This window comes from Lentzea sp. HUAS12 (assembly GCF_024125735.1).
GTDB classification, from domain to species: Bacteria; Actinomycetota; Actinomycetes; order Mycobacteriales; family Pseudonocardiaceae; genus Lentzea; species Lentzea albida.
Genome location: NZ_CP099738.1, coordinates 4,602,492 through 4,620,880 on the forward strand (window position 1 = coordinate 4,602,492; position 18,389 = coordinate 4,620,880).

Annotated in this window: 16 protein-coding genes; 8 read left to right on the top strand and 8 right to left on the bottom strand. The window is 63.9% G+C overall.

Translation table 11 applies throughout. The features are described 5' to 3' along the window. Nucleotides 1-20 precede the first annotated feature (20 nt). From ND450_RS20190 to ND450_RS20200, 3 genes are all read left to right on the top strand, one after another. Nucleotides 21-1,484: a hypothetical protein gene (locus tag ND450_RS20190; protein WP_253327620.1), complete on the top strand. Its 1,464-nt coding sequence runs from the start codon at nucleotides 21-23 to the stop codon at nucleotides 1,482-1,484. Beyond that, nucleotides 1,481-5,710: a tetratricopeptide repeat protein gene (locus tag ND450_RS20195; RefSeq protein WP_253327621.1), complete on the top strand. Its 4,230-nt coding sequence runs from the start codon at nucleotides 1,481-1,483 to the stop codon at nucleotides 5,708-5,710. The genes ND450_RS20190 and ND450_RS20195 overlap by 4 nt, the downstream gene beginning before the upstream one ends. A gap of 329 nt (nucleotides 5,711-6,039) precedes the next feature. After that, nucleotides 6,040-6,822, top strand: coding sequence for a restriction endonuclease (locus tag ND450_RS20200; protein WP_253327622.1), 783 nt, complete (start codon nucleotides 6,040-6,042; stop codon nucleotides 6,820-6,822). Here ND450_RS20200 and ND450_RS20205 read toward each other — a convergent pair. The 3 genes from ND450_RS20205 to ND450_RS20215 form a co-directional block, all read right to left on the bottom strand. After that, a complete protein-coding gene (locus tag ND450_RS20205) occupies nucleotides 6,717-7,838 on the bottom strand; it encodes a hypothetical protein (protein WP_253327623.1) in 1,122 nt (373 codons plus the stop codon). The genes ND450_RS20200 and ND450_RS20205 overlap by 106 nt on opposite strands. Before the next feature lie 640 nt (nucleotides 7,839-8,478). Further along, nucleotides 8,479-8,667: a hypothetical protein gene (locus ND450_RS20210; RefSeq protein ID WP_253327624.1), complete on the bottom strand. Its 189-nt coding sequence runs from the start codon at nucleotides 8,665-8,667 to the stop codon at nucleotides 8,479-8,481. A 195-nt stretch (nucleotides 8,668-8,862) separates the two neighbouring features. Then, complete coding sequence (locus tag ND450_RS20215) at nucleotides 8,863-9,978, bottom strand: hypothetical protein (RefSeq protein ID WP_253327625.1); 1,116 nt, start codon at nucleotides 9,976-9,978, stop codon at nucleotides 8,863-8,865. Nucleotides 9,979-10,675: 697 nt separating this feature from the next. On the opposite strand from ND450_RS20215, the gene ND450_RS20220 reads away from it, so the two are divergent. Then, the gene (locus ND450_RS20220; RefSeq protein ID WP_253327626.1) at nucleotides 10,676-10,945 is read left to right on the top strand and encodes a hypothetical protein; all 270 of its coding nucleotides are present in this window, start codon (nucleotides 10,676-10,678) and stop codon (nucleotides 10,943-10,945) included. A gap of 278 nt (nucleotides 10,946-11,223) precedes the next feature. Here ND450_RS20220 and ND450_RS20225 read toward each other — a convergent pair whose 3' ends face one another. Beyond that, the gene (locus ND450_RS20225) at nucleotides 11,224-11,379 is read right to left on the bottom strand and encodes a hypothetical protein (RefSeq protein ID WP_253327627.1); all 156 of its coding nucleotides are present in this window, start codon (nucleotides 11,377-11,379) and stop codon (nucleotides 11,224-11,226) included. A gap of 259 nt (nucleotides 11,380-11,638) precedes the next feature. Here ND450_RS20225 and ND450_RS20230 point away from each other — a divergent pair, with 259 nt between their 5' ends. Both ND450_RS20230 and ND450_RS20235 read left to right on the top strand, forming a co-directional pair. Further along, nucleotides 11,639-11,971, top strand: coding sequence for a P27 family phage terminase small subunit (locus ND450_RS20230; protein ID WP_253327628.1), 333 nt, complete (start codon nucleotides 11,639-11,641; stop codon nucleotides 11,969-11,971). Nucleotides 11,972-12,562: 591 nt separating this feature from the next. Beyond that, the gene (locus tag ND450_RS20235) at nucleotides 12,563-12,952 is read left to right on the top strand and encodes a terminase large subunit domain-containing protein (RefSeq protein WP_253327629.1); all 390 of its coding nucleotides are present in this window, start codon (nucleotides 12,563-12,565) and stop codon (nucleotides 12,950-12,952) included. Between the two features lie 272 nt (nucleotides 12,953-13,224). Here ND450_RS20235 and ND450_RS20240 read toward each other — a convergent pair whose 3' ends face one another. Beyond that, nucleotides 13,225-13,500 carry a hypothetical protein gene (locus tag ND450_RS20240; RefSeq protein WP_253327630.1) on the bottom strand — a complete coding sequence of 92 codons (276 nt, stop codon included), beginning with the start codon at nucleotides 13,498-13,500 and terminating at the stop codon, nucleotides 13,225-13,227. Between the two features lie 354 nt (nucleotides 13,501-13,854). Beyond that, nucleotides 13,855-14,181 carry a hypothetical protein gene (locus tag ND450_RS20245; RefSeq protein WP_253327631.1) on the bottom strand — a complete coding sequence of 109 codons (327 nt, stop codon included), beginning with the start codon at nucleotides 14,179-14,181 and terminating at the stop codon, nucleotides 13,855-13,857. Nucleotides 14,182-14,579: 398 nt separating this feature from the next. Between ND450_RS20245 and ND450_RS20250 the strand changes: the two genes are divergently transcribed. Further along, a complete protein-coding gene (locus ND450_RS20250) occupies nucleotides 14,580-15,224 on the top strand; it encodes an adenosylcobinamide amidohydrolase (protein WP_256557560.1) in 645 nt (214 codons plus the stop codon). Between the two features lie 99 nt (nucleotides 15,225-15,323). On the opposite strand, the gene ND450_RS20255 is transcribed toward ND450_RS20250, so the two are convergent. Together ND450_RS20255 and ND450_RS20260 are read right to left on the bottom strand one after the other, a co-directional pair. Beyond that, nucleotides 15,324-16,139, bottom strand: a complete 816-nt coding sequence (locus tag ND450_RS20255; RefSeq protein ID WP_253327633.1) for an alpha/beta fold hydrolase — start codon at nucleotides 16,137-16,139, stop codon at nucleotides 15,324-15,326. Beyond that, nucleotides 16,136-17,422: an NAD(P)/FAD-dependent oxidoreductase gene (locus ND450_RS20260; RefSeq protein WP_253327634.1), complete on the bottom strand. Its 1,287-nt coding sequence runs from the start codon at nucleotides 17,420-17,422 to the stop codon at nucleotides 16,136-16,138. Before ND450_RS20260 ends, ND450_RS20255 begins: the two co-directional genes overlap by 4 nt. A gap of 168 nt (nucleotides 17,423-17,590) precedes the next feature. On the opposite strand from ND450_RS20260, the gene ND450_RS20265 reads away from it, so the two are divergent. Further along, the gene (locus ND450_RS20265; RefSeq protein WP_253327635.1) at nucleotides 17,591-17,824 is read left to right on the top strand and encodes a hypothetical protein; all 234 of its coding nucleotides are present in this window, start codon (nucleotides 17,591-17,593) and stop codon (nucleotides 17,822-17,824) included. Nucleotides 17,825-18,389: the final 565 nt, after the last annotated feature.

An 18,389-nucleotide genomic window follows, 5' to 3' on the forward strand; every position in this document is an offset into this window, starting at 1 on the left:
TTCGCTCTAGCCTGCATTGCATGCCGAACTTCGCGGGGAGCCTGCCTAGGAAGAGGCCCGACAGGACCATACAACTGCCGATCGGAGATGAGGCCGTGGCGGCATTGCTGCACACCGCGGAGACCGAGCCGGACCTTCTGGTCGAGATCCTGCCTCCGCTGTTGTGGCTCAGCCGTACCAAGGCATTCGAATCGAACTCGTCCGTCGTAGGCGCGATGATACTGCTGCACGCGTACGAACAACTCGGCATCGCAGCCCACGTGTACACCGTCACGTTGTCGGTCAGACCGCACGAGAGCGACCAATGGAGCACGTACGGGCGCCTCGACCCGCTTTGGGAAGGCGGGGTTCTGCACGGGCACTGCCTGTTGTGGCTGCCACAGTCGGGAAGGATCGTTGACGCCACGGTCGAGCAGTTCTCCGCGCCCGTCCGAACGTCAGCAGGGTTTGTGGTCGGACGGGCAATAGGAATGTCACCTTCGGACACGATCGTTGCTGGAAGTGAGCTGGTCGCAGGCTCCTACATCGGGGTGGCCGGTGCTGACGGCGACATGGTCTATCAGCTGACAGGGCCGGCTCACCGCGACCTCGTGACCTCGTCGTTGTCGCACGAGGACGACGAACGGTATCGGCGTACCGGGATCAGTCTCGCAAGCCGCGCGATTACCTTATTCCGAGTCGGCTCTGTCGCCAGGAGGGTGCGCAAGGCGCCCTACCCGCGGCTGCACGGTCTGCTCGACGTGCTTAGGGAGGCCGAGTTCGTGGTCGAGCCTTCCGGCGACTTCTTCTTCACCGTCCGCGGTGAAGAAGGGCAGCAAAGCCTGCGTCTTGACGAGATCCCGATCGATGCCGTCGAAGTGGTGGCGTCCCGCTCTCCGGAGGTTCGAGCACCTCAGCACTCTCAGGAATTCGATCAGATCGAGAAGATTCTGCGGGACACCGCCACCGAAGCCAGGCTGCTGCAGATCCCGCCTCCCGCGATGGGAGGTGGCGCCCTTCCCGTCGTGCTCTTCGAGCCACTCGGCGGCGTCGGTATGCGGTCGGCGGGCGGCAGCAGGACGTTCGAAGCTCAGGCGGAGACCATCATCGCGGCCGGTTTCGGCAGGTTCCTGCCGGACACCACGATCGTGCCCCAGCTGCCTTCGTGGTCGGTCAGGCACACACCGGACGGCGTTGAGCTGTGGGACGAGGGCGGCATCTGGGCCCGCGCCGAACTGACAGTCAACGAAGAGTGGCTAGCCACCGCGGAAGCACAACGAGCCGTGCGGGTGATCTACGGAGTCTTCGTGGGAGTGCGGATCCCCCGCGGGCGCAATACGTACACCGAGGCAGATCGCGAGGCAGAGCTCCTCCGATCCAGGCGCTCCGGCATCGTTGCCGCGGCTGAGATCCCTTGGAGCGGTCGTCGGAACCTCCCACGCACCCGTTGGCGGCCCTGGAAACGAAGGACCGCTTCCGACCAGACCGAACGCGGGATGTCATGAGCGGCGAGTTCGGGCTGGCGGGCTATCGGTTCCAATACCACGTCATCGTGCTGACCGCGCTGGAGCTGTGGTGCGGTTCGGACGACTTCGGCGTCGACTCCATCGTGATCGAGGGACGCCCTGGCGCTGAGAAGGTCGACTACGAGTTGATCGGCCGCGTCGGCACCGACGGCACCGCGGTCCAGGTCAAGAGCCGGTGGGGCGCCAAGGCGTGGTCTCCCAACGAACTGCTCGGCCTGCTCACGTCCTTGGAACGGGACGCGACCGAGTCCACTCGGTTGGAACTCGTCGCAAACGGAGCATTCAGCTCCAAGGCGCAGCAATTTGTCGAGATGCTCGACCAGATGCACACCATGACCGATGCGGACCTGGCGCAGACCTTGCGGAGGTTGACGTCGAGGAAAAACCCGAGCACCGCATTGCTGGAGGCGTTGCGGCGCTCCTCGGTTCGAGTCCAGCCGTGCGCGTTGCCCGAGTTGCGTGACCGGGTCCGAGTCGAGCTCAGACGAGTCCGGGCGATGTCTGGTCAAGCGCTCGGTGATCAGCCGGCGGAACTGTTGCGTGCACACCTGCTCGGTCTGGCGATGGACAAGTCCGAGGCCGACGACGTCGCCGGTCGAACGTGGCGCCGTGAGGAGTTCCTGGCAGCTGTCCGCGCGTCGCGCACCGACGTGGAAACCGCCCTGGCGGCAAGGTGGGGCGTGCCGGTCGGGCTGCTGGACCGCCAGCACGCTGTTCGTCGTGAAGCGCTGCTCAAGGAAGTGGCGACACATCTCACGACCGCGGACGGAACGCACACGACCGACGGGCGGGTCCGGACCTGTGTGCTGACAGGTCCTGCCGGAATCGGCAAGACCACGCTGGCCCAGCAGTACGCCCTCGACAACGCCGCCGAGTTCGACTGGATCTACCAACTGACGGCGGATGCGGACGACGACTCAGCGGCGTCCGAGGGCGTCCTAGCCGGTGAACTGGAGCAGTTCGCGGCATGGCTGCACGATAAGGGCATCGCGATACGCGACGTTCCGCACCGTTCGCCGCAAGGGGCAGCTGCTGCTGTAGTCGAAGCGTTGGCGACCTGTACCCGGTCGTGGCTGCTGATCATCGACAACGCGCCCGCAGCCGACACGATCGCGTCGTTGCTTCCCACCTCCGGGTACGGAGCAGTGCTGATCACCACACGCTCCAATGCATGGCACGGGCAGCATCCCGTCGTCAGCGTAGGCGCGCTCACGACGGAGCAGGGACGGGTTCTGGTTCAGAGAAGGCTCGTAGACTGGGCTCTCGCCGACTCGGATGCCGATGCGTTGTCCGGCAGGTTGGACGGCCTCCCACTCAGCCTGGTCACAGCGACCAGTTACCTGCGCAGCACTCGCGAGTCCATCGGAGACTTCCTCGACAGCCTAAACGACGAGGTGAAGCGACTGGACGCGCTGAGTTTCCCGCTCCAGCGTCTCGACGACTACCCGCGTACAGCCGTTGCAGCGGTGAACCTTGCCCTGCAACGAATTCGTGCGCGGGGAGGAGACATCCCAGCGGACGCGATCAACGTGCTCAGGCGCTTGAGCGTGCTCCATCCCGACCAGATACCCGTGCAGCTCCTCACCATCGATCGAAGCACGCTCAACGTCTCGGTCGCCGCTCTCACGGAACTCTCGCTGATCGACCGGTGGCAGGACAGCGAGAAACGCGACTGGATGCGTGTGCACCGAGTCGTCCAGGACGTCGTCCGCGCGGAACTCGGCACACACCCGGACGAGTTCCGCACGACGTTGCTGGCCATGGAGAAAGCCGTCACTGAACTGATGTTCGACTGCACCAACAACATCGACATGGTGATCGGCGGCGCCTTGCGGTTGCACGCGACCACCCTCGCGGAACGCCTGAAACAGCGTGGTGAGCAGAGCTGGCAGACGACCACGGCGATGCTCTCCAACACGGCGTCGATCGCACGACTCCAAGGAAGTCTCACCGAAGCCGAACGTCTGCTAAGGGAGGCACTGGATCTCATACCACCCAACGACTACGACCCGATCATCGCCGGCCGGCGCGGGATGACGCTGGCGAACCTGGCGAACCTACAACTCGAGCACAACGACTCCGAGGCCGCGCGGTCCACGCTCGAAGCAGCCAGGCGAGCTCACGACCTGCACCGGCTCATCCCGGCTCATTCCGCAGCATTGGTCGCGTGCACGGCGCTTCTCAATCGGCTCGAGGCGTACCGCACCACCGACAAGGCCGAAATCCGGGCACGGTTCGAGAACGTCAAGGCGCTGCCAGAACCGACGCACGAGGCTGCCATGGAACGTGCCGCCAGTCTGGTGGTCATCGCGCGGCAGCTCGATTGGAACGCGGGCGAGCAGAACGACTTTCTGGACAGCGCCGAAAGGTTGCTGATCCTGAGCCGTCAACAAGGGCGGGGAGAGGCGGTGGCCGACGCATACGCTCACTTGGCTCTGGCCGAGGCACACGGGGCAGAAGGCGCGACTGACGCCTTCTGGCGGCACTACCAGAGGTTCAAGGAGATCGTTTCCGGCATGCCTGGGCTCGATCCGGCGTTCCAGGTGGACGAGTCCGTCGAACTCGCCTTCGGGCTGACCGGGCTGTGCATCGATAAGACGACCGGGTATCCATATCGGGACATCGACAAGTTGATCCGCATGCTTCTCGACGACATCGACGACCAGGTCGCAGAAGCTGACTGGACCACCACCGAACGCGATTGGATGAGCATCCGAATCAGTTCAGTGAAAGCCGTGCACGCTGCGCAAAACGGTCACCTCGACGAATACAAGAGGCTCGCGCGCGAAGTGAAGACCCTCCGCCGTCAGTACCGGAAGAAGCTGCCGAGCAACGTCGAGATGCTGGCCGACAACATGGAACTGGTCGAGTCGCTCGCCGAACTCCAGCGCACCCTCAGACATGGGCTCGCGCCGGGACAGGGCCTGTCGGACTCGCTCTCCGCTCCGGTGAGGCCTCGGTACGAGCCGCGTCCCTGCCACCACTTCGATCCTCTACCGCCCAGACAGGTTCCGGCCGAAACGGACGAGCCCGGTGTTGAGCTGTCAGGAGCGGAAAGCGGCCTCAGCATCGACCGGGTGCGTGGGATCGCTGTGCATTCGGCTCTGCTTGCCTCGCTCAGTGGCGACGGGCTCGTGTCGGCAGCAGACGTCGAGAACGCGCTGAGAGCGCCTGTTCTGGAACCTCAGGACTACGTCGACCACCTCATCGGCGCCTGGCGACTGCTCGACACGGTGTCCTACACGGTCGGTGAAATCACCGGAGAATCGATCGACGACGTGCGGACCAGATGCGACGACGGCCTGATCCGCTCCCAGCACGACGACCTGGTGGACACCGTCCCGACGCGCGCCGTCCTTCGATGTCTGCATCAGGGTTGGTACCCCGAGCTGAACGACATCTTGACGCACATGACCCATGAGGCGATGGTCCGTCTGCTCGCAGACCTGGTCGGAGTCGAGCTCGACCTGGCCGACGAGCTGGCTGGCCTGACCGGTACCTCCCTGTCCGAGACGATCGCCCGAACACGTGATCTGGCGATCGCTTTCGACAGCCCGTCTTTCCATCCGGGCACCTGCTCCTACGACGCCGAGACCGGAACGATCAGTGTCGGCCGCACCATAACCGGTGACAGGGTTCCGATTTGGCTCAACGATCCGGAGACCGGAACAGTTGATCACGTCTGGTTACTCGGAGACGACGGCATGGGGAAGTCCAACGCGCTGCGCATCGTGTTGATGGAGGCGATCGGGTCTGGACTGTTCCACATCTTTCCGTCCGATCCGCGCAACGAACACGGCTTCGATCGTCTCTGGGACAAGGTGGTGCACAGTCCAGCGTGGATCGCCATGAACGTCGCGGACACGTTGCGAAACCTGGAGGCAGCAGTGAGGGTGATCGAGGGTCGCGCTGCTTCGCCGAGCACACCAAGTCCGACCCCAGAACGTGTCGGCATCTTGTTCGGTATAGATGACGCCGACGACGTACTTCGGCTACCGCGTGGCAGAGAACTGATTGACTTCGTCGTGACCAACGGCCCGACCGTCGGCGTCGGAATGGTGATGGTCATTCGTGACCTCGGTTGCGTTGAAGGGGACGAGGTGCTGTGCCGAGCACTTGCGAATGCGCGTAGCGCCCAGTTCCTCGGTTCTGAGTTGTCCGACCGGTGGAACGAGCTGAAGTCGACCTACAGAAGCCGGTCGTGAGCGGCCGGCGAACTTGGGATCCTGCCGGATTCTCCTTTCCCGTTCATCGCCATCGTCCCCGGAAACGATCCCGGCGGCACTGATGGTCGGACCATCGACCGCGACGGCGGAGCGGGCGAACGACACTGCGGGGACCATTTGAGTTCATCTGCACGCCGAACGACCGGTTGGGCGCATCAACCGTTCCCCGCAACCTAGTCGCGGTGATTCCTCGTACTGCAGCGATGCGGCCCTTACACGCTACGATCGAACATCCACTTGATCGTCGACGGCACCTCACCGATGCAGACGGCTGCTCGGCGCGCACCTGTTCAACGGAGGCATGGCGGATGCCCAACAAGGGCGACATCTTCGAGGAGTACGTCCAGTTCGTGTACCAAACCCTTTTGGGCGCGCAGGGCAGAAACATCTCGGTGTCACGACGGGCGATGGTCACCGACACCCGCGGAAACACTTACAACATCGATGTCTTCTACGAGTTCGACATCGCCGGAGTGCACCACAGGGTCGCCATCGAATGCAAGGACACCAAGCGGCCGGTCGAACGCGACGACACGATCGCTTTCATAGGCAAGATCCGGGACCTGCCGAGTACGATCGGGGTATTCATCTCTAATGGCGGATTCCAGCCCGCCGCGAAGAAGTACCTCGAAGACCACGGGGTCCTGCATTACGACGGAGATGAACTACCCCATTTCAACGCCGTGTTGGGCGAGATGATCTCACCGATGGTACTGCCGTCGGAGTCCGCTATAGGCCAGCCGTTCTGGTCGCTAATGGAGATGAAGGATGGTGCCGGCACCGGGGTTTGGTTGGGCGTTCCCGACCCTGACGATCAATCTCGTGCCTTTCCGCTGTTCTATTCCAAGCCGCTGGCGACGTTGTACATGCAGCTCGCCTATCCGGAGTCCGACTCGGTATGCGTCCGGGGCATCGAACAGTCCACGCTGCGGTTTCTAATCATGTGGGCCCATGACGACGGCAGCAGGTTTTTCATCCTGGAGCCTCACGACGAGAGCCCAGGCCTGTTCGCCGGCAGAGGATGGACAGCGAGAGACCTGGCCTCCTGGTACTGCACGGATGACCTCTCGTCTGCGCTAGAAGCACGGTGACCGACAACAAGATCACCGGTGACGTGTCCGGTACCACAGTGCAAATCGGGCGGATAACGGGCGACTTCGACATCCACCACCATGCATGCGCACAAGACCCCGCGACTGTCGAGTCGTCTCGATGGACTCCCGATCCACATTTCACCGGGCGAACGCAGTTCTTGGAGGACCTGAAGGCGTTGCTGTGACTGGACGAACCCGACGAGGCTGCACCCTTCGTTCTTCACGGCATGACTGGCCCAGGTAGCGTCGATCGTGGCCTGGTGGCCGTCCGGCAACTCGTCCTTCGCGGGTACCAGATCTTGCAGGCGGCGGCGCTGGTCGGCCACCAGCCCCCGGTAGACATCCACCGGGGTGGCGTCGTTGACGATGAAGGCGGTCGCCAACGCCAACGCCAACGGCAGGAAACCCAGGTCCACGGCCAGGCCGGCGAGTTCGGCGTCGGTTTCGGGCACCAGGTGGCTGTGGCCGCTCAACCGCTCGCGCAGGTACGCAAGGCTCTCCTCGGCGGTGAAGACGTCCACCGGGATCAACTCGATGTCCTCCCGGTCGAACGCATCACCTCGGTACCGGGTGGTGATCACCGTCTGCCCAATCGAGGTCATCGGCGGCCGCCAACCGGCGAGGTCACCGGGCACGTGCAGGTCATCCAGCACGATGAGCCATCGTTTCGGCGTGGAGGCCGCCCAGCGCAGAAACCGGCGCGCGTCCTGCTCGGCATCCCCGCCACCGCCGCCGAAGAGATGGACGGCGGCCTCTGCGTACGCCTCGACGATGCCGCTGACAGCGGCGGCAGAAGCCCACACGATGACGTCGATCTCCGGGTCGTGCCATTGCTGACGTGCGTAGAGGGCGACCACCTGCGACTTGCCGACCCCACAGAGCCCGGACAGGACGTGAGCGGTCCGATGCGTCGGCTGGGCCAGTACCGCGGTCTTGCCCTCGTCGACGACGCGACCCAGCAGCGCGACCAGTTCCATACGCGGCTGGAACGCCGCAGCGGGCAGCGGAAGCACGCCGACTCGTACCTGTCGGACTGGTTCGGCTGCTTCGGCGGTCCGGTCACAGGCCGAGTCGTAGGCGACGATCCACTCCTGCGCGGTCTACGTTTCCTGCGGCCACACCGTCTTCTTGGGGGCAAGTTCTACACAAGCAAGAACGAAGGCCGGTACGGTGCGCGGTCGTGGTGATCCTTTTCCGATCAAGAGATTCGTGATCGTCCCTTACACAACGATTCTCCGCGCAACTCACTCCGTTCGATCAACTGTGCATACGGTGGTCGCCTGCCAGCGCGTACAGCGACTTCAGCACCACAGCTCCTGCCGAACGGAAGTCTTCTCCGACCATCATCACCTCGGTTCCCAGCGTTCATTTCGTTCAGTTCGCGGATCGAGCCGAACTGAACGGACACGGCCGCAAGGTCATCCACATCAACCTCAACCTCCGGGGAGACACGATGTGGACCACAGTTCTCGACGCGCTGATCACCTTGGCCGGCTGGCCTGGGTGGCAGCCTCTGATCTTCGTAACCCGCGTCATCACCGCTCTGATCGGCCTGATCCTCGCTGTCCATCGCGCGATCCGCGTCATCCGCGACGTGATCGTCAGCGGTGATGACAACAAATCAACAGGATGTCGCTTCTGCGGTAGGCCCCGTTACCGCGCTTCCGGCTTCCGCACCAGACGCCGAATCTCGTCAGCTCCCGCCAGGCGGCGCCGTTCCATCGTGGCCAACCCCAGCAGCGTGCACGACAGCACGCCCTTCCCATCTCCCACCGCGTCGAACACCTGCACGCAACCGAGCAGGAAAACGACTAACGCAGGGGTCATCAGGTTGGCCAGCAAGGCTGCGAGGTAGCTCCGCATAGGCCTTGGGAGCACGGAGTGGGAGCAGATTGGGAGCAAGTTCGTGCGTTGAACGTGCCGGAACGGTCCTCAACGGACCTGAGAGGAACCGCGCCGACCTGCAACAGTCTTGTTTCCGCAGGTCAGCGCGGCATCGGCGCCATAGTTCACCCCCAAGGGGCCACTGGCTCGGAGCTATAGAAGTCGATCGCGTCCGTCTTCGGCCTGTTCTCGAAGAGCTTCGAAGAACTCCTCGTCGACCCGGTTGCCACTTTCCTCATCGTCGAGATCGTCATAGTCGGCGTACTCCCGGTAAAGCAGCCAGCACCCGCGAATCCCGTCCAGCAGGTCCTCCAGAAGATCCTGGGCAGGACGAGCGGGATCAAGCGGCGTCACCCGTGGCATCAACCCGGCGAGAAGCTCCTCATCACCTGGTCCGAAGAGTTCAGCCTTCGTCCTTGCCTCTTCGATCGCATGCACCAACCCATCCGGGTCCGGCAGCTTGCCCTCCGCGACGGTCATAGCGCCGGCGACCAGATCGACAACGACACGTCGCGGACTCTCCCCGGCGACCAAGCGCTCCAGCACCAGAGTCGGGGTCTCCAGTGCGAGCGATTCGATGTTGTCCGCCTCGATCACCACGCTCGCGGGGGCGACACCCGAGGCATCGCTGGCAATCCCTGCGGCAACCTGCAGCCAGTGCGCTGCCGCCACGGCAGCCGCGGTCGGGTCGACCTCGTCGAAAAGCCTGCCCGACCACAGTGGATGCGCGTGCAGAAAGTCGTGTGCGGCGTTCACCTGCAATGGCGAAGCATCCGCACGGCTCAACCGAACCGCTTGCCGCGCACGGCCTGAGAAGTCGCCCAGCTCCGCATGCTCGACCGCCGCCAACTCCTCCTGGACCTCCGCAATGACAGCATCCTGGAGCGCTTGGTCACCGAACGAGTGCAGGGCCCGCCCGACGCGGTGGGCAGCTTCCTCGACCAGCACGTACGACTGAACGAGGGACCCCTGCTCATCGGGCAGGTGGGGCTTGCTCACGTGGTCGAGCACCTCGGCGAACGCGTCCCTCTCTCCCTGCCGACGCCAGCCTTCGGTGTTCGGCTCCACGCTCTCGGCGGCGCTCGCCGGATGGGTGTAGGTCCGCCACGCCCACCGAGACAGGGTCGTGAGACTGGCCGAGAGCCTCAACGCCGCTTCCTGGTCCAGCACCGGCGGCAACACCGCGACCGTGCGAGCCAACTGTCCATCACCGGTTTCCCAGACAGCCATCAGCGCGTGGCGGGTTTCGTCGAAGGCGTACTGCGTCATGCCGCCATCTTGGCGGATCGGCAGCACTCGCTCGGAGCGTTCGCGATACAAGCCAGCCGAACGCCGCAGGCACTTCGAAGCCTGCTTCTTCGAGCCTCTGCTTCGCGGCGCAAGGCACAGCGTGCCAGCCAAGGCGAGTTCGAACCCGCTGGACCGCATTGCGGTAAGAACGGGGGCACCACAGGCCGATACAGAGAGGTTCGAGCACGTTCACGACTTCGACGTGACCGGCCTCCTGCATCGGTCGACCCATTACCAGTCATGGCCCGTTGACCGCAGATGAAGTCAGAACGGGACGGTTGACGCCAGTTCAGCGTCGTTCGGCAAGTTCACCCGTTCGTGGTGACCCCATTTGGCGTTAGTCAAAACGAAGGAGCCAGTGCCTCCTTTTTGACTCCTTCATCAGCCTGTTGATCATGAAATTGATGATCAAGTGAAGATCGTTTCGAGCGCACGAAAAAGCCCGCCGACCTGGGCTTTCACCCAGAACCAGCGGGCTGATTCAGACCGTCGGGACGACAGGATTTGAACCTGCGACCCCTTGACCCCCAGATACGAGTTCACAGGCCGCTGACCTGCGAAAACAAGCACGTTGAGCGCGGTTCAGCACACTTGACGATTGATCATGGACGTTAACAACCGTTGATCGCAGCCCCGAAGATTCACTCCTTCTCGGAGCCGTCGAGCGCTCAAGTCTTTGACCGGCGACCTGGCGGCCGACGCCGGCGCGGAGCTCGACACCCTAGCGATCGGCTTCCGCGAACGCACCAAGCGCGAAGACGAACGGTTCCGGTTGGCCACTGACTCCGAGTTCTGGTTCGCGCTGTGCTTCAAGTCCCGCGAGGACAAGGAAGCGTTCCTCAAGTACGCAGGCCTGATGCACATCGGAGACAAGTACCTCGACGGCCACGCCGCCGCCGCGCTGCTCGGCGTCGACCTGACCACCCCCGACACTGGAGAGGAGTGATCGTTTGCGAAGCCGTATCGGCCGACTGATCGCAGGCCCGCCGCGCCATCTCGCGCCGCGCCGCCAGCCCTTCGCGAGGGCGTAGCTCTGGCAGCTTGGCATATGCCAAAGTTTACTGAAAACACCACTGACCTGCGCCGATGTGGACACAGATGTCCCACGGTGGGACAAATTGTGTAAGGTAGGTCAGGTTGGTCAGGTTGGTAACAGCAAGCGTTTGCCGACTCGCTGACCAGCCGGAACGGGTGGCACACGCAACGCGTGCACCACCCGCCCCTTTACCTGAACAGTTCGCTGATCTCGCTGGCCAGCGTGGCGAACTGAATCAGGAGCGTGAGGATGACGGCGGCCTGCTCGGAGCGCGAACTCCTGGTGGGCTGTCGTTCCTCTTTACGCTCAGGCTCCTTGTCCTGGGCGTGTTCCTCTTCCTTCACTCGGTACCTCCGCCGACGCGTTCACGGCGGGCTGGTGTCGGCTTCCCCAACCCGATCGTCGTCGGGGAAGTCCTGGTAGGTACCAAGTGATCGTGCGCGGCCTCCTTGCTCCGCGCGATCGATACCTTATCCGGGGCCCCTTGACCGATACCGGTCTACTGGCCGGTAGTGTTATCGCCACGGTCATTCGTTCGTCGTCCCCATCTCGCCTCCGCCGTTGCTACTCAGCTTTGTTGCTCGTGCCTGCGAGGTGACGCCGATGGGTAAGCGCGGTCCCGCTGCGAAGCCGACGAAGCTCCGCGTCCTGCATGGCGACCGAGCTGACCGGATCAACGCCGATGAACCTGAGCCGCCCGAGGAAGAGTTTCGTTGCCCTGACTGGGCTTCTGAAGGTGCGCGGGAGATCTGGCAACGACTCGCCCCCGGCCTGGAAGAGCGCGGGGTACTGACTGTCTGGGCCGTGGACGCGTTTCTGCTGCTGCTGTGCGAGGCGCTGGCCCGCTACCGCTCCGCCACGCAGCTCGTGAACGGCTCCGCCCTGCTCGTTCAGGGCGGCTCGGGCCTGATGAAAAACCCGGCACTCCAGGTGTAGGCCGAGGCCGAGCGCACCTTCTTGCAGATCGCCGCACGTTTCGGACTCACGCCGTCCGATCGGCAGTCCGTCAAGGTCGACATCGGCGCCGACGGCGGCAAGGCCGGAGCGAACCGACTCCTCTCGTAGTACTCGTTAGGTGCACGTGGTCTGGACGGAACATCTTCCCGACACTGACGCGCGACCCAGCCCACGGCACCCCTCCTCGGGAAGTTAACCGGGTTTCAGTGCGTGCCCAACGGTGGCGCAGAAGTGTTTATCAGAAACGACCGCGTCCCACCAACTCCGCTGATGTATCAGCAGTTCAGGCGCACTATGAGGGTTTCTGTAAAACCTTAAACCCCCGCCGAGGTTTTAAGCGCAGAAACCGTCCCTCTATCTCTTCTTGTTTTTCGTGTGTGATTCAAGGCCGTACGACTCGCGCACGCCGCACCTCCTGATAGCCCTGGGAGGTACTAACGATGGTGCCTCTGCAGGCACCGAGGGCACGTTCCACGCGCCGCACCTCGGGCTCAACCAGGACGGCACGGCTTCCCGTGTGGTCGGGAGTCCGACGGCTCGCGCTGCCGCAAGCGCGGCACGCACTTCTGTGTGCCGCGCGCGGATCACGCGCAGGCGTTCGCTGAGGAGATCTGCGTCCACACGAAGGACCGGCGGGCGCGCCGCCCGTTCATCCTCGCGCCGTGGCAGCGGGACGACATCGTCCGGCCGTTGTTCGGCGAGGTCCGTTGGGACCCCGAGGCCTCCTGCTACGTGCGGCACTTTCGCATCGCGTGGATCGAGATCGCGCGCAAGAATGGCAAGAGCGAGCTTCTGGCGTTCGTGGCGCTGTACATGCTGGTCGGCGGTGTCGTGGAGCCCGCGGAGATCTACGGCTGTGCCCGCGACACCGAGCAAGCCAAGCTGGTGTTCAACGTCACGGCCCGCACGGTCAAGCTCAGCCCCGTCCTGTCACGCCGACTGCGGGTGATCGAGCACTAGTCGCGCATCGTCGACGACGTCGGCGCGGCCCTGTCCACCCCAGCGTGGGTTGTCGGCAACAAGATCAGCGGCGACGGCACCGGCCGCGTTCGCCAGGTCCTCACCCTGCGCGCCACCGCCAGCCCCGGCCCACCCGCCGACGCAGGCCTTTTCCCCGACCTACCCATGAGCCCCGACGCCCGCGCACAGCTTGTGCGCGAAGGCGTGCGCGTTCCATGAGATTCATTCAGCGCGGATGCGATCGTCCGCTCCCCGTTTTATGAGGAGGCTGTTTACCGCCCCGACGGCCTGCCACCAGGTGCACGGTTACGACGGGATTGCGACCGCGGCTCGATCGCCTTCTCTGGGCCAGTGCCGTCGGGCTTCATCCCGGCCTTGCCTCGCTCGTCGTCAGATCTGCGCTTGATCTTGAAAGACCCCTCCACCAGTCTCCAGATGCGCAAGCCGATCGTAATTTCCGCAGTAGAAGGGTCTTTCCACATCGCCGCAATCCATACAAAGGCACCGAGGACGATCAGGCAGATTGCGGCGATCACCATAGCGTTCATGGGTACTCCAGCACAACGGCTGGTGTTGGAAGGCGATTAGCAAACCAACACGCAAGGGAACCAACAGGACTAAGCGATCGCGCCTGTGGAAGGACACACCGACGAATTGGTGTTGCGATCACTCTCAGGAGCGCCCTATGTGGGCACGTCCATCTGAGGCCGACTACCTCTTAGATGAGGCGGACTGGCAGACCTCGTCCTAGCGGATCACTCTCCCTTGCGGCTGCAAGCTTGCAGCTTGGTAACGACCAACGGGTCTCGCCAAATACTTGGCCCACGACCGACAGGTCAAGTCTGCACGAGAGTACACGCCACAGAGCCATATGCTTGTCGCACGAGCTGCGGATTCATGCCTCACCAGAGCGAATCTCCCTGTACCTCGGAAGGAGGAACGTGGACCCCTCCTTGCCGCCCCAACTTGGCGTTGCCGGAGCGCTCGTGATCGTCGTGGACTACCTGCTCACCGCCAACCACAGGCTCATGACCGCCAACCGGTCTGACCGCGCCGACTAACTCGCCGCACTTACCGCCCGCGAAACCGCGCACGCCACCGAGCTCACCGCCCTGCGCAACCGCGTCGCCGGGCTCGAAGACTGCATCAGCGAACTCGAAGACGAGCTCGACCGCGAACGCGACCGACGCCGCCAAGCCGAGGACATCGCCGCCGCCGTGCGCCGCCACACCTAACCCACCCCTAAACGAACGGCCGTCACCTGCTGGTCACCTACTCGTGCAGCAGACCCGTTTTACCGGTTTCGCGCCCGTATCCATGAACCACAGGAAACATGTCTGAGTAGCAGCAGTTTGACGCCTTGCGGGGCGTCGGGCGCTAGCCACAGGCTTGGCGTCGGAGGCTCGCCCGCGCCTTGTACTTGCGACTCCATCATTCGACCAGCCACGACACCTTGCGTGACCCGAATCACTTCAGAGTGTCGCCTTCGGTTCTATTTAAGCGCTACCTGATTCGTCCCGCAAACGCCGCAACCTTGGCATACATGTACGGTTCGGGCCTGTGTGGACCGTTCCCGGCGTGTTCCTGCCGCACCCGTCCGATTACGCAGAAGCTCAGGCGGTTCCGGGTGATTGTTGAAGTACATGAATTGGATCGCGCCGTCCTGCTGTGGCGGGTTCCCCGAGGGACACGTGCTGTGTCCACCGCCGTTGTGGGTGGCGGCATCGGAAGCTGCAACTGGGTTGTGAACGCCGAGGTGGACCACGACTACCACCGCGATCCGGTCGAGCACCTGCTGGAGATCACTGCTCAGCTGAGACTCTCCGGCAGGGGTGCCGGCATGGTGACCGCCGCGGAAGTCAAGCGGTACGCGTCGGCCACCGCCGACCGTGGCGTGCACTGCGCGACGACCGTCGGCTTGTCGTACCCCGTTTTCGCCTCGGCTCCGCATGACGAGGTACCGCGTTCGGTCGGAACGATCAACACCTTCTGCTGGGTGCCCGTCCCTCTCGAGGACGGCGCCTTGGTCAACATGGTGGTGACCGCTACCGAGGCCAAGTCCCAGGCTCTGACGGAGCTCGACATACCCGGCACCGGGACAGCGAGTGACGCGGTTGTCATCTGCTGCCCGGAAGGTCCCGGAGAGCAGTTCGGCGGCCCCAGATCGGTCTGGGGCGCCGAACTCGCGCGCGCCGTGCACACCGCGACCCTGATGGGGGCTAGAGACTGGTTGTCGCGCAACGAACTGAAAGGCCTCTGGTTCCAGGGCTAGCCGCAGACCGCTCGCAGCCGTGCTCGACCACGAAATACATCGAGACATGAACCACATACCTCGTGGCACAACCAGAAGCGCGGGCCTCGCTGTGGTTCATCACTCGCCGCCGGACGGCCGGGCGGTGGTCGAAGCGATGAGCTCGAGAACGGCCGATGCGACTTCGTCGGGATTTTCGTCCGGAAGCCAGTGGCTTCCGCCTCGCAACACTCGGAAGGTGTAAGGACCTTCGACGAGTGCGGCGGTGCCCTCCGCAGCGGCGTGGGAGAAGGCCTCGTCGCTGTCACCCCACAGATAGCAGGTGGGAACGATGCATCGGCCCGGCGGCTGGCTGCCTGCACCGTCAACGGCGTGGTACCAGGCCAGGGCCGCGTTCAGCGCTGCGGGAGTGGACAGCGGCCCGACGTAGGAGCTGATCAACTCCGCGGACATGCGGGAGTGGGAGAACACCGCCCGCAGGCCTGCGGCGTTGTCGGCGAGCAACTGATCCGTCGCGTCGGCGGATGTGAAGAACTTGATGTACTCCGACTTCCGCCGCTGCTCCGGATCCTCGCGCAGTGCCCGTGTGTAGGCAGCGGGATGAGGTGTCGACACCGCGGTGAGCGACCGCAGCAAATCGGGCCTTCTCAGTGCGATGTGCCATGCGACCCCACCGCCCCAGTCGTGGCCGACGAGGTCCACAGGCGTGCCGAGGTGTTCGAGCGTCGAGATGAGACAGTCCGCGATCGCCTCGCTCCGGTACGCCTCCTGCTCCGCAGGACGGTCGTGCGGGGTGTAGCCGCGCAGGTCCGGCGCGACAGTGTGGTGGCCGGCAGCTCTGAGTGAACGTTGCACGTCGTTCCAGCACAACGAACTTTGCGGGAATCCGTGCAGTAGCACGATGGTGCGCGGTTCGTGCGCGGCAGCGGTGTTCACGCGGCCCCTCCGCGGTTGCGCAGCGCCTCGACCAGGCTGCTGGACGGTTCCAGGAAGTTGATGACCTGGAGGAACTGGCGTGCCAGTTCGGGATCGTGGGCCGCTGCCTCGTGGAAGTGTCCCATCTGCTCGCTCGCGGACAGCTGTTCCGGGTTCGCGGTGCCCACCACGACGGAGTCGGCGTCGGTCGCGATCCTCCACGCAACGTCGATGATCTCGGCGGCGCCGGCGAAGAAGCGACGGGCTAGCGCCTCTTCGCCCTCGGTGAGACAGGCACGAAGGAGCAGCGCCTGCAGGGCGGACACCGTCATGCCCTGCCCGTAAAGGGGATTGAACACGCACATGCTGTCGCCGAGGGCGAGCAGCCCGGCGGGAAAACGGGACAACCGGTCGTAGCGCAGGCGCCGGTTCGCCGGCACGCGGTACACGTGCGGTCCCTCCTCGAACTTCGCGTGGGACAGCACCTCGTGCAGGTGACGAGTGGGGAGATCAGCGGCGAACTCCAGGAATCCCTCAACACTCAGCGGCGCACGAAGCCCTTGATAGCCGGCAAGAGTCGCAGTCCACCGATTGCCCTCGATCCACAGCAGCGCGGCGGCACGGGGATTGCCCGGCGTGGGACCCACCAGCGCGCCACCGTGCCGCGCGGCGATGTGGTCGGGAACCGTCACGGTCCACGTCGTGTACACGAGGTCGACATCGACGCGCTCTTCTGCCGGCGCCTGGAAGCCCATGGCGACGAGCCACGACGCGAGCTTGCTGACACGGCCGGTGGTGTCGACGACAAGATCAGCCTCGATCGTGTCCACGCCGTCCGGCCCGCTGCAGGTCACACCGAGCACAACGCCGGTCTCGTGCAGCAGCCCGAGCACCTCGCGGCCATCGACCATCCGCACGGCGGGCATGCGCAGAACCGACTGCCGGACGGTGTGTTCGAGAAGGTTGCGACTGACCATGAGGCCCCTGAGGTCACTGACACCGTGAGCCATCAGCTGGCCGTGGTTGTAGAAGTTGCCCTGCTGCAGAACGTCGTAAGAACGTGCGCCGCCAGCCAGCAACTCGGCCGTGATCCCGGGGACGAGTTCCTCGATCGCCTGACTTCCACGCGCCAAAAGCCCATGCGCATGCTTGGACTGCCCGACTCCCCTACGAGATGAAGGCCGGCCAGCGATCGAGTCGCGCTCCACGATCACAACTTCGTCATAAACGCTCTGCAGGGCACTGGCCGCGAGCACCCCTGCCATGGACGCCCCGATGACGACCGCTCTCTTGCTGCCACTCACTCCGAAACACCACTTTCACTTGAATTGCGAATTCAATTTCAGGACGACCACACGACGAAGTGACACGAACTACATGAACGCGTACCCACCGGGAAATCATCCGGCTATAGCGTCACGAGAATTCCACGATTTCCGAGACCACTGACACGACTTGAATTGGACACACCAATGCACTTCGCCAAGATCTCCGCAGCAGCTCTCGCGATCGGAGCAATCCTGCTCTCCGACGGTCAGGCCCTCGCGTCGACCACCGCGGCGTCTCAAGCAAGCGGCACCCTCGTGATCGCCGAGTACAAGACCCAGAGGGAATGCGTCAACGAGTCGCTCTACACCCCGAAGAGCTACTGCCGGCCCAGTGGCCGCGGAACGTACTACCTGCTGGTCCCGGTCATCGAGGCGTGACTCATCACAGCAGGCCGCCGACCTTGGCGCCACAGGGTCGGCGGCCTGCTGCGGTTCCGTCCTCGAGGTAGCGAAGAAAGGAAGGATGACCGACTGCGCGACTCCACAACGGCGTCAATCGAAGAACACCGCGTCGACCTGGTCCGCGCTTTCGCATTGCTGCTCAACGAGCGTGCCGCGACACCTTTGATCACCTCGCTCAGGTGAGGCACTCTGCTCCTTTCGCGCCAGTAACTGCACACGGGTGGACAGGTTCGGATTCGCACCCGTCGATCACCCGAATCCCGTTGACCTTCTCTCATTCGCGAGACGCCCGCCTACACAGTTGTGCTGTGCTTGTGACTGGAAACCCAGGCACAATCACTCGATCATCAACAGGTATCTCTGCTTCTTGTCCGCTCCGAACTGACGTCCGGGAGTGCAGTGGTCCAGTCAGCTGGCTGGACGAGCTCAGCACCGGGTCGAACTCTCGTGCGTTCTCGGACGACCAAGCGCTGAGAGTGCCTGTGTGCCGCGACGCGACCCGCGTCGGACGATCGGCCGTGCCCTCATCCGCTGTGATACT

What these genes read in the sequence shown, in the direction of transcription:
- ND450_RS20190 (WP_253327620.1), top strand. Translation starts at nt 21, where the DNA reads ATGCCGAACTTCGCGGGGAGCCTGCCTAGGAAGAGGCCCGACAGGACC.
- ND450_RS20265 (WP_253327635.1), top strand. Translation starts at nt 17,591, where the DNA reads ATGCACTTCGCCAAGATCTCCGCAGCAGCTCTCGCGATCGGAGCAATC.
- ND450_RS20200 (WP_253327622.1), top strand. Translation starts at nt 6,040, where the DNA reads ATGCCCAACAAGGGCGACATCTTCGAGGAGTACGTCCAGTTCGTGTAC.
- ND450_RS20240 (WP_253327630.1), bottom strand. Translation starts at nt 13,500, where the DNA reads ATGAACGCTATGGTGATCGCCGCAATCTGCCTGATCGTCCTCGGTGCC.
- ND450_RS20215 (WP_253327625.1), bottom strand. Translation starts at nt 9,978, where the DNA reads ATGACGCAGTACGCCTTCGACGAAACCCGCCACGCGCTGATGGCTGTC.
- ND450_RS20230 (WP_253327628.1), top strand. Translation starts at nt 11,639, where the DNA reads ATGGGTAAGCGCGGTCCCGCTGCGAAGCCGACGAAGCTCCGCGTCCTG.
- ND450_RS20195 (WP_253327621.1), top strand. Translation starts at nt 1,481, where the DNA reads ATGAGCGGCGAGTTCGGGCTGGCGGGCTATCGGTTCCAATACCACGTC.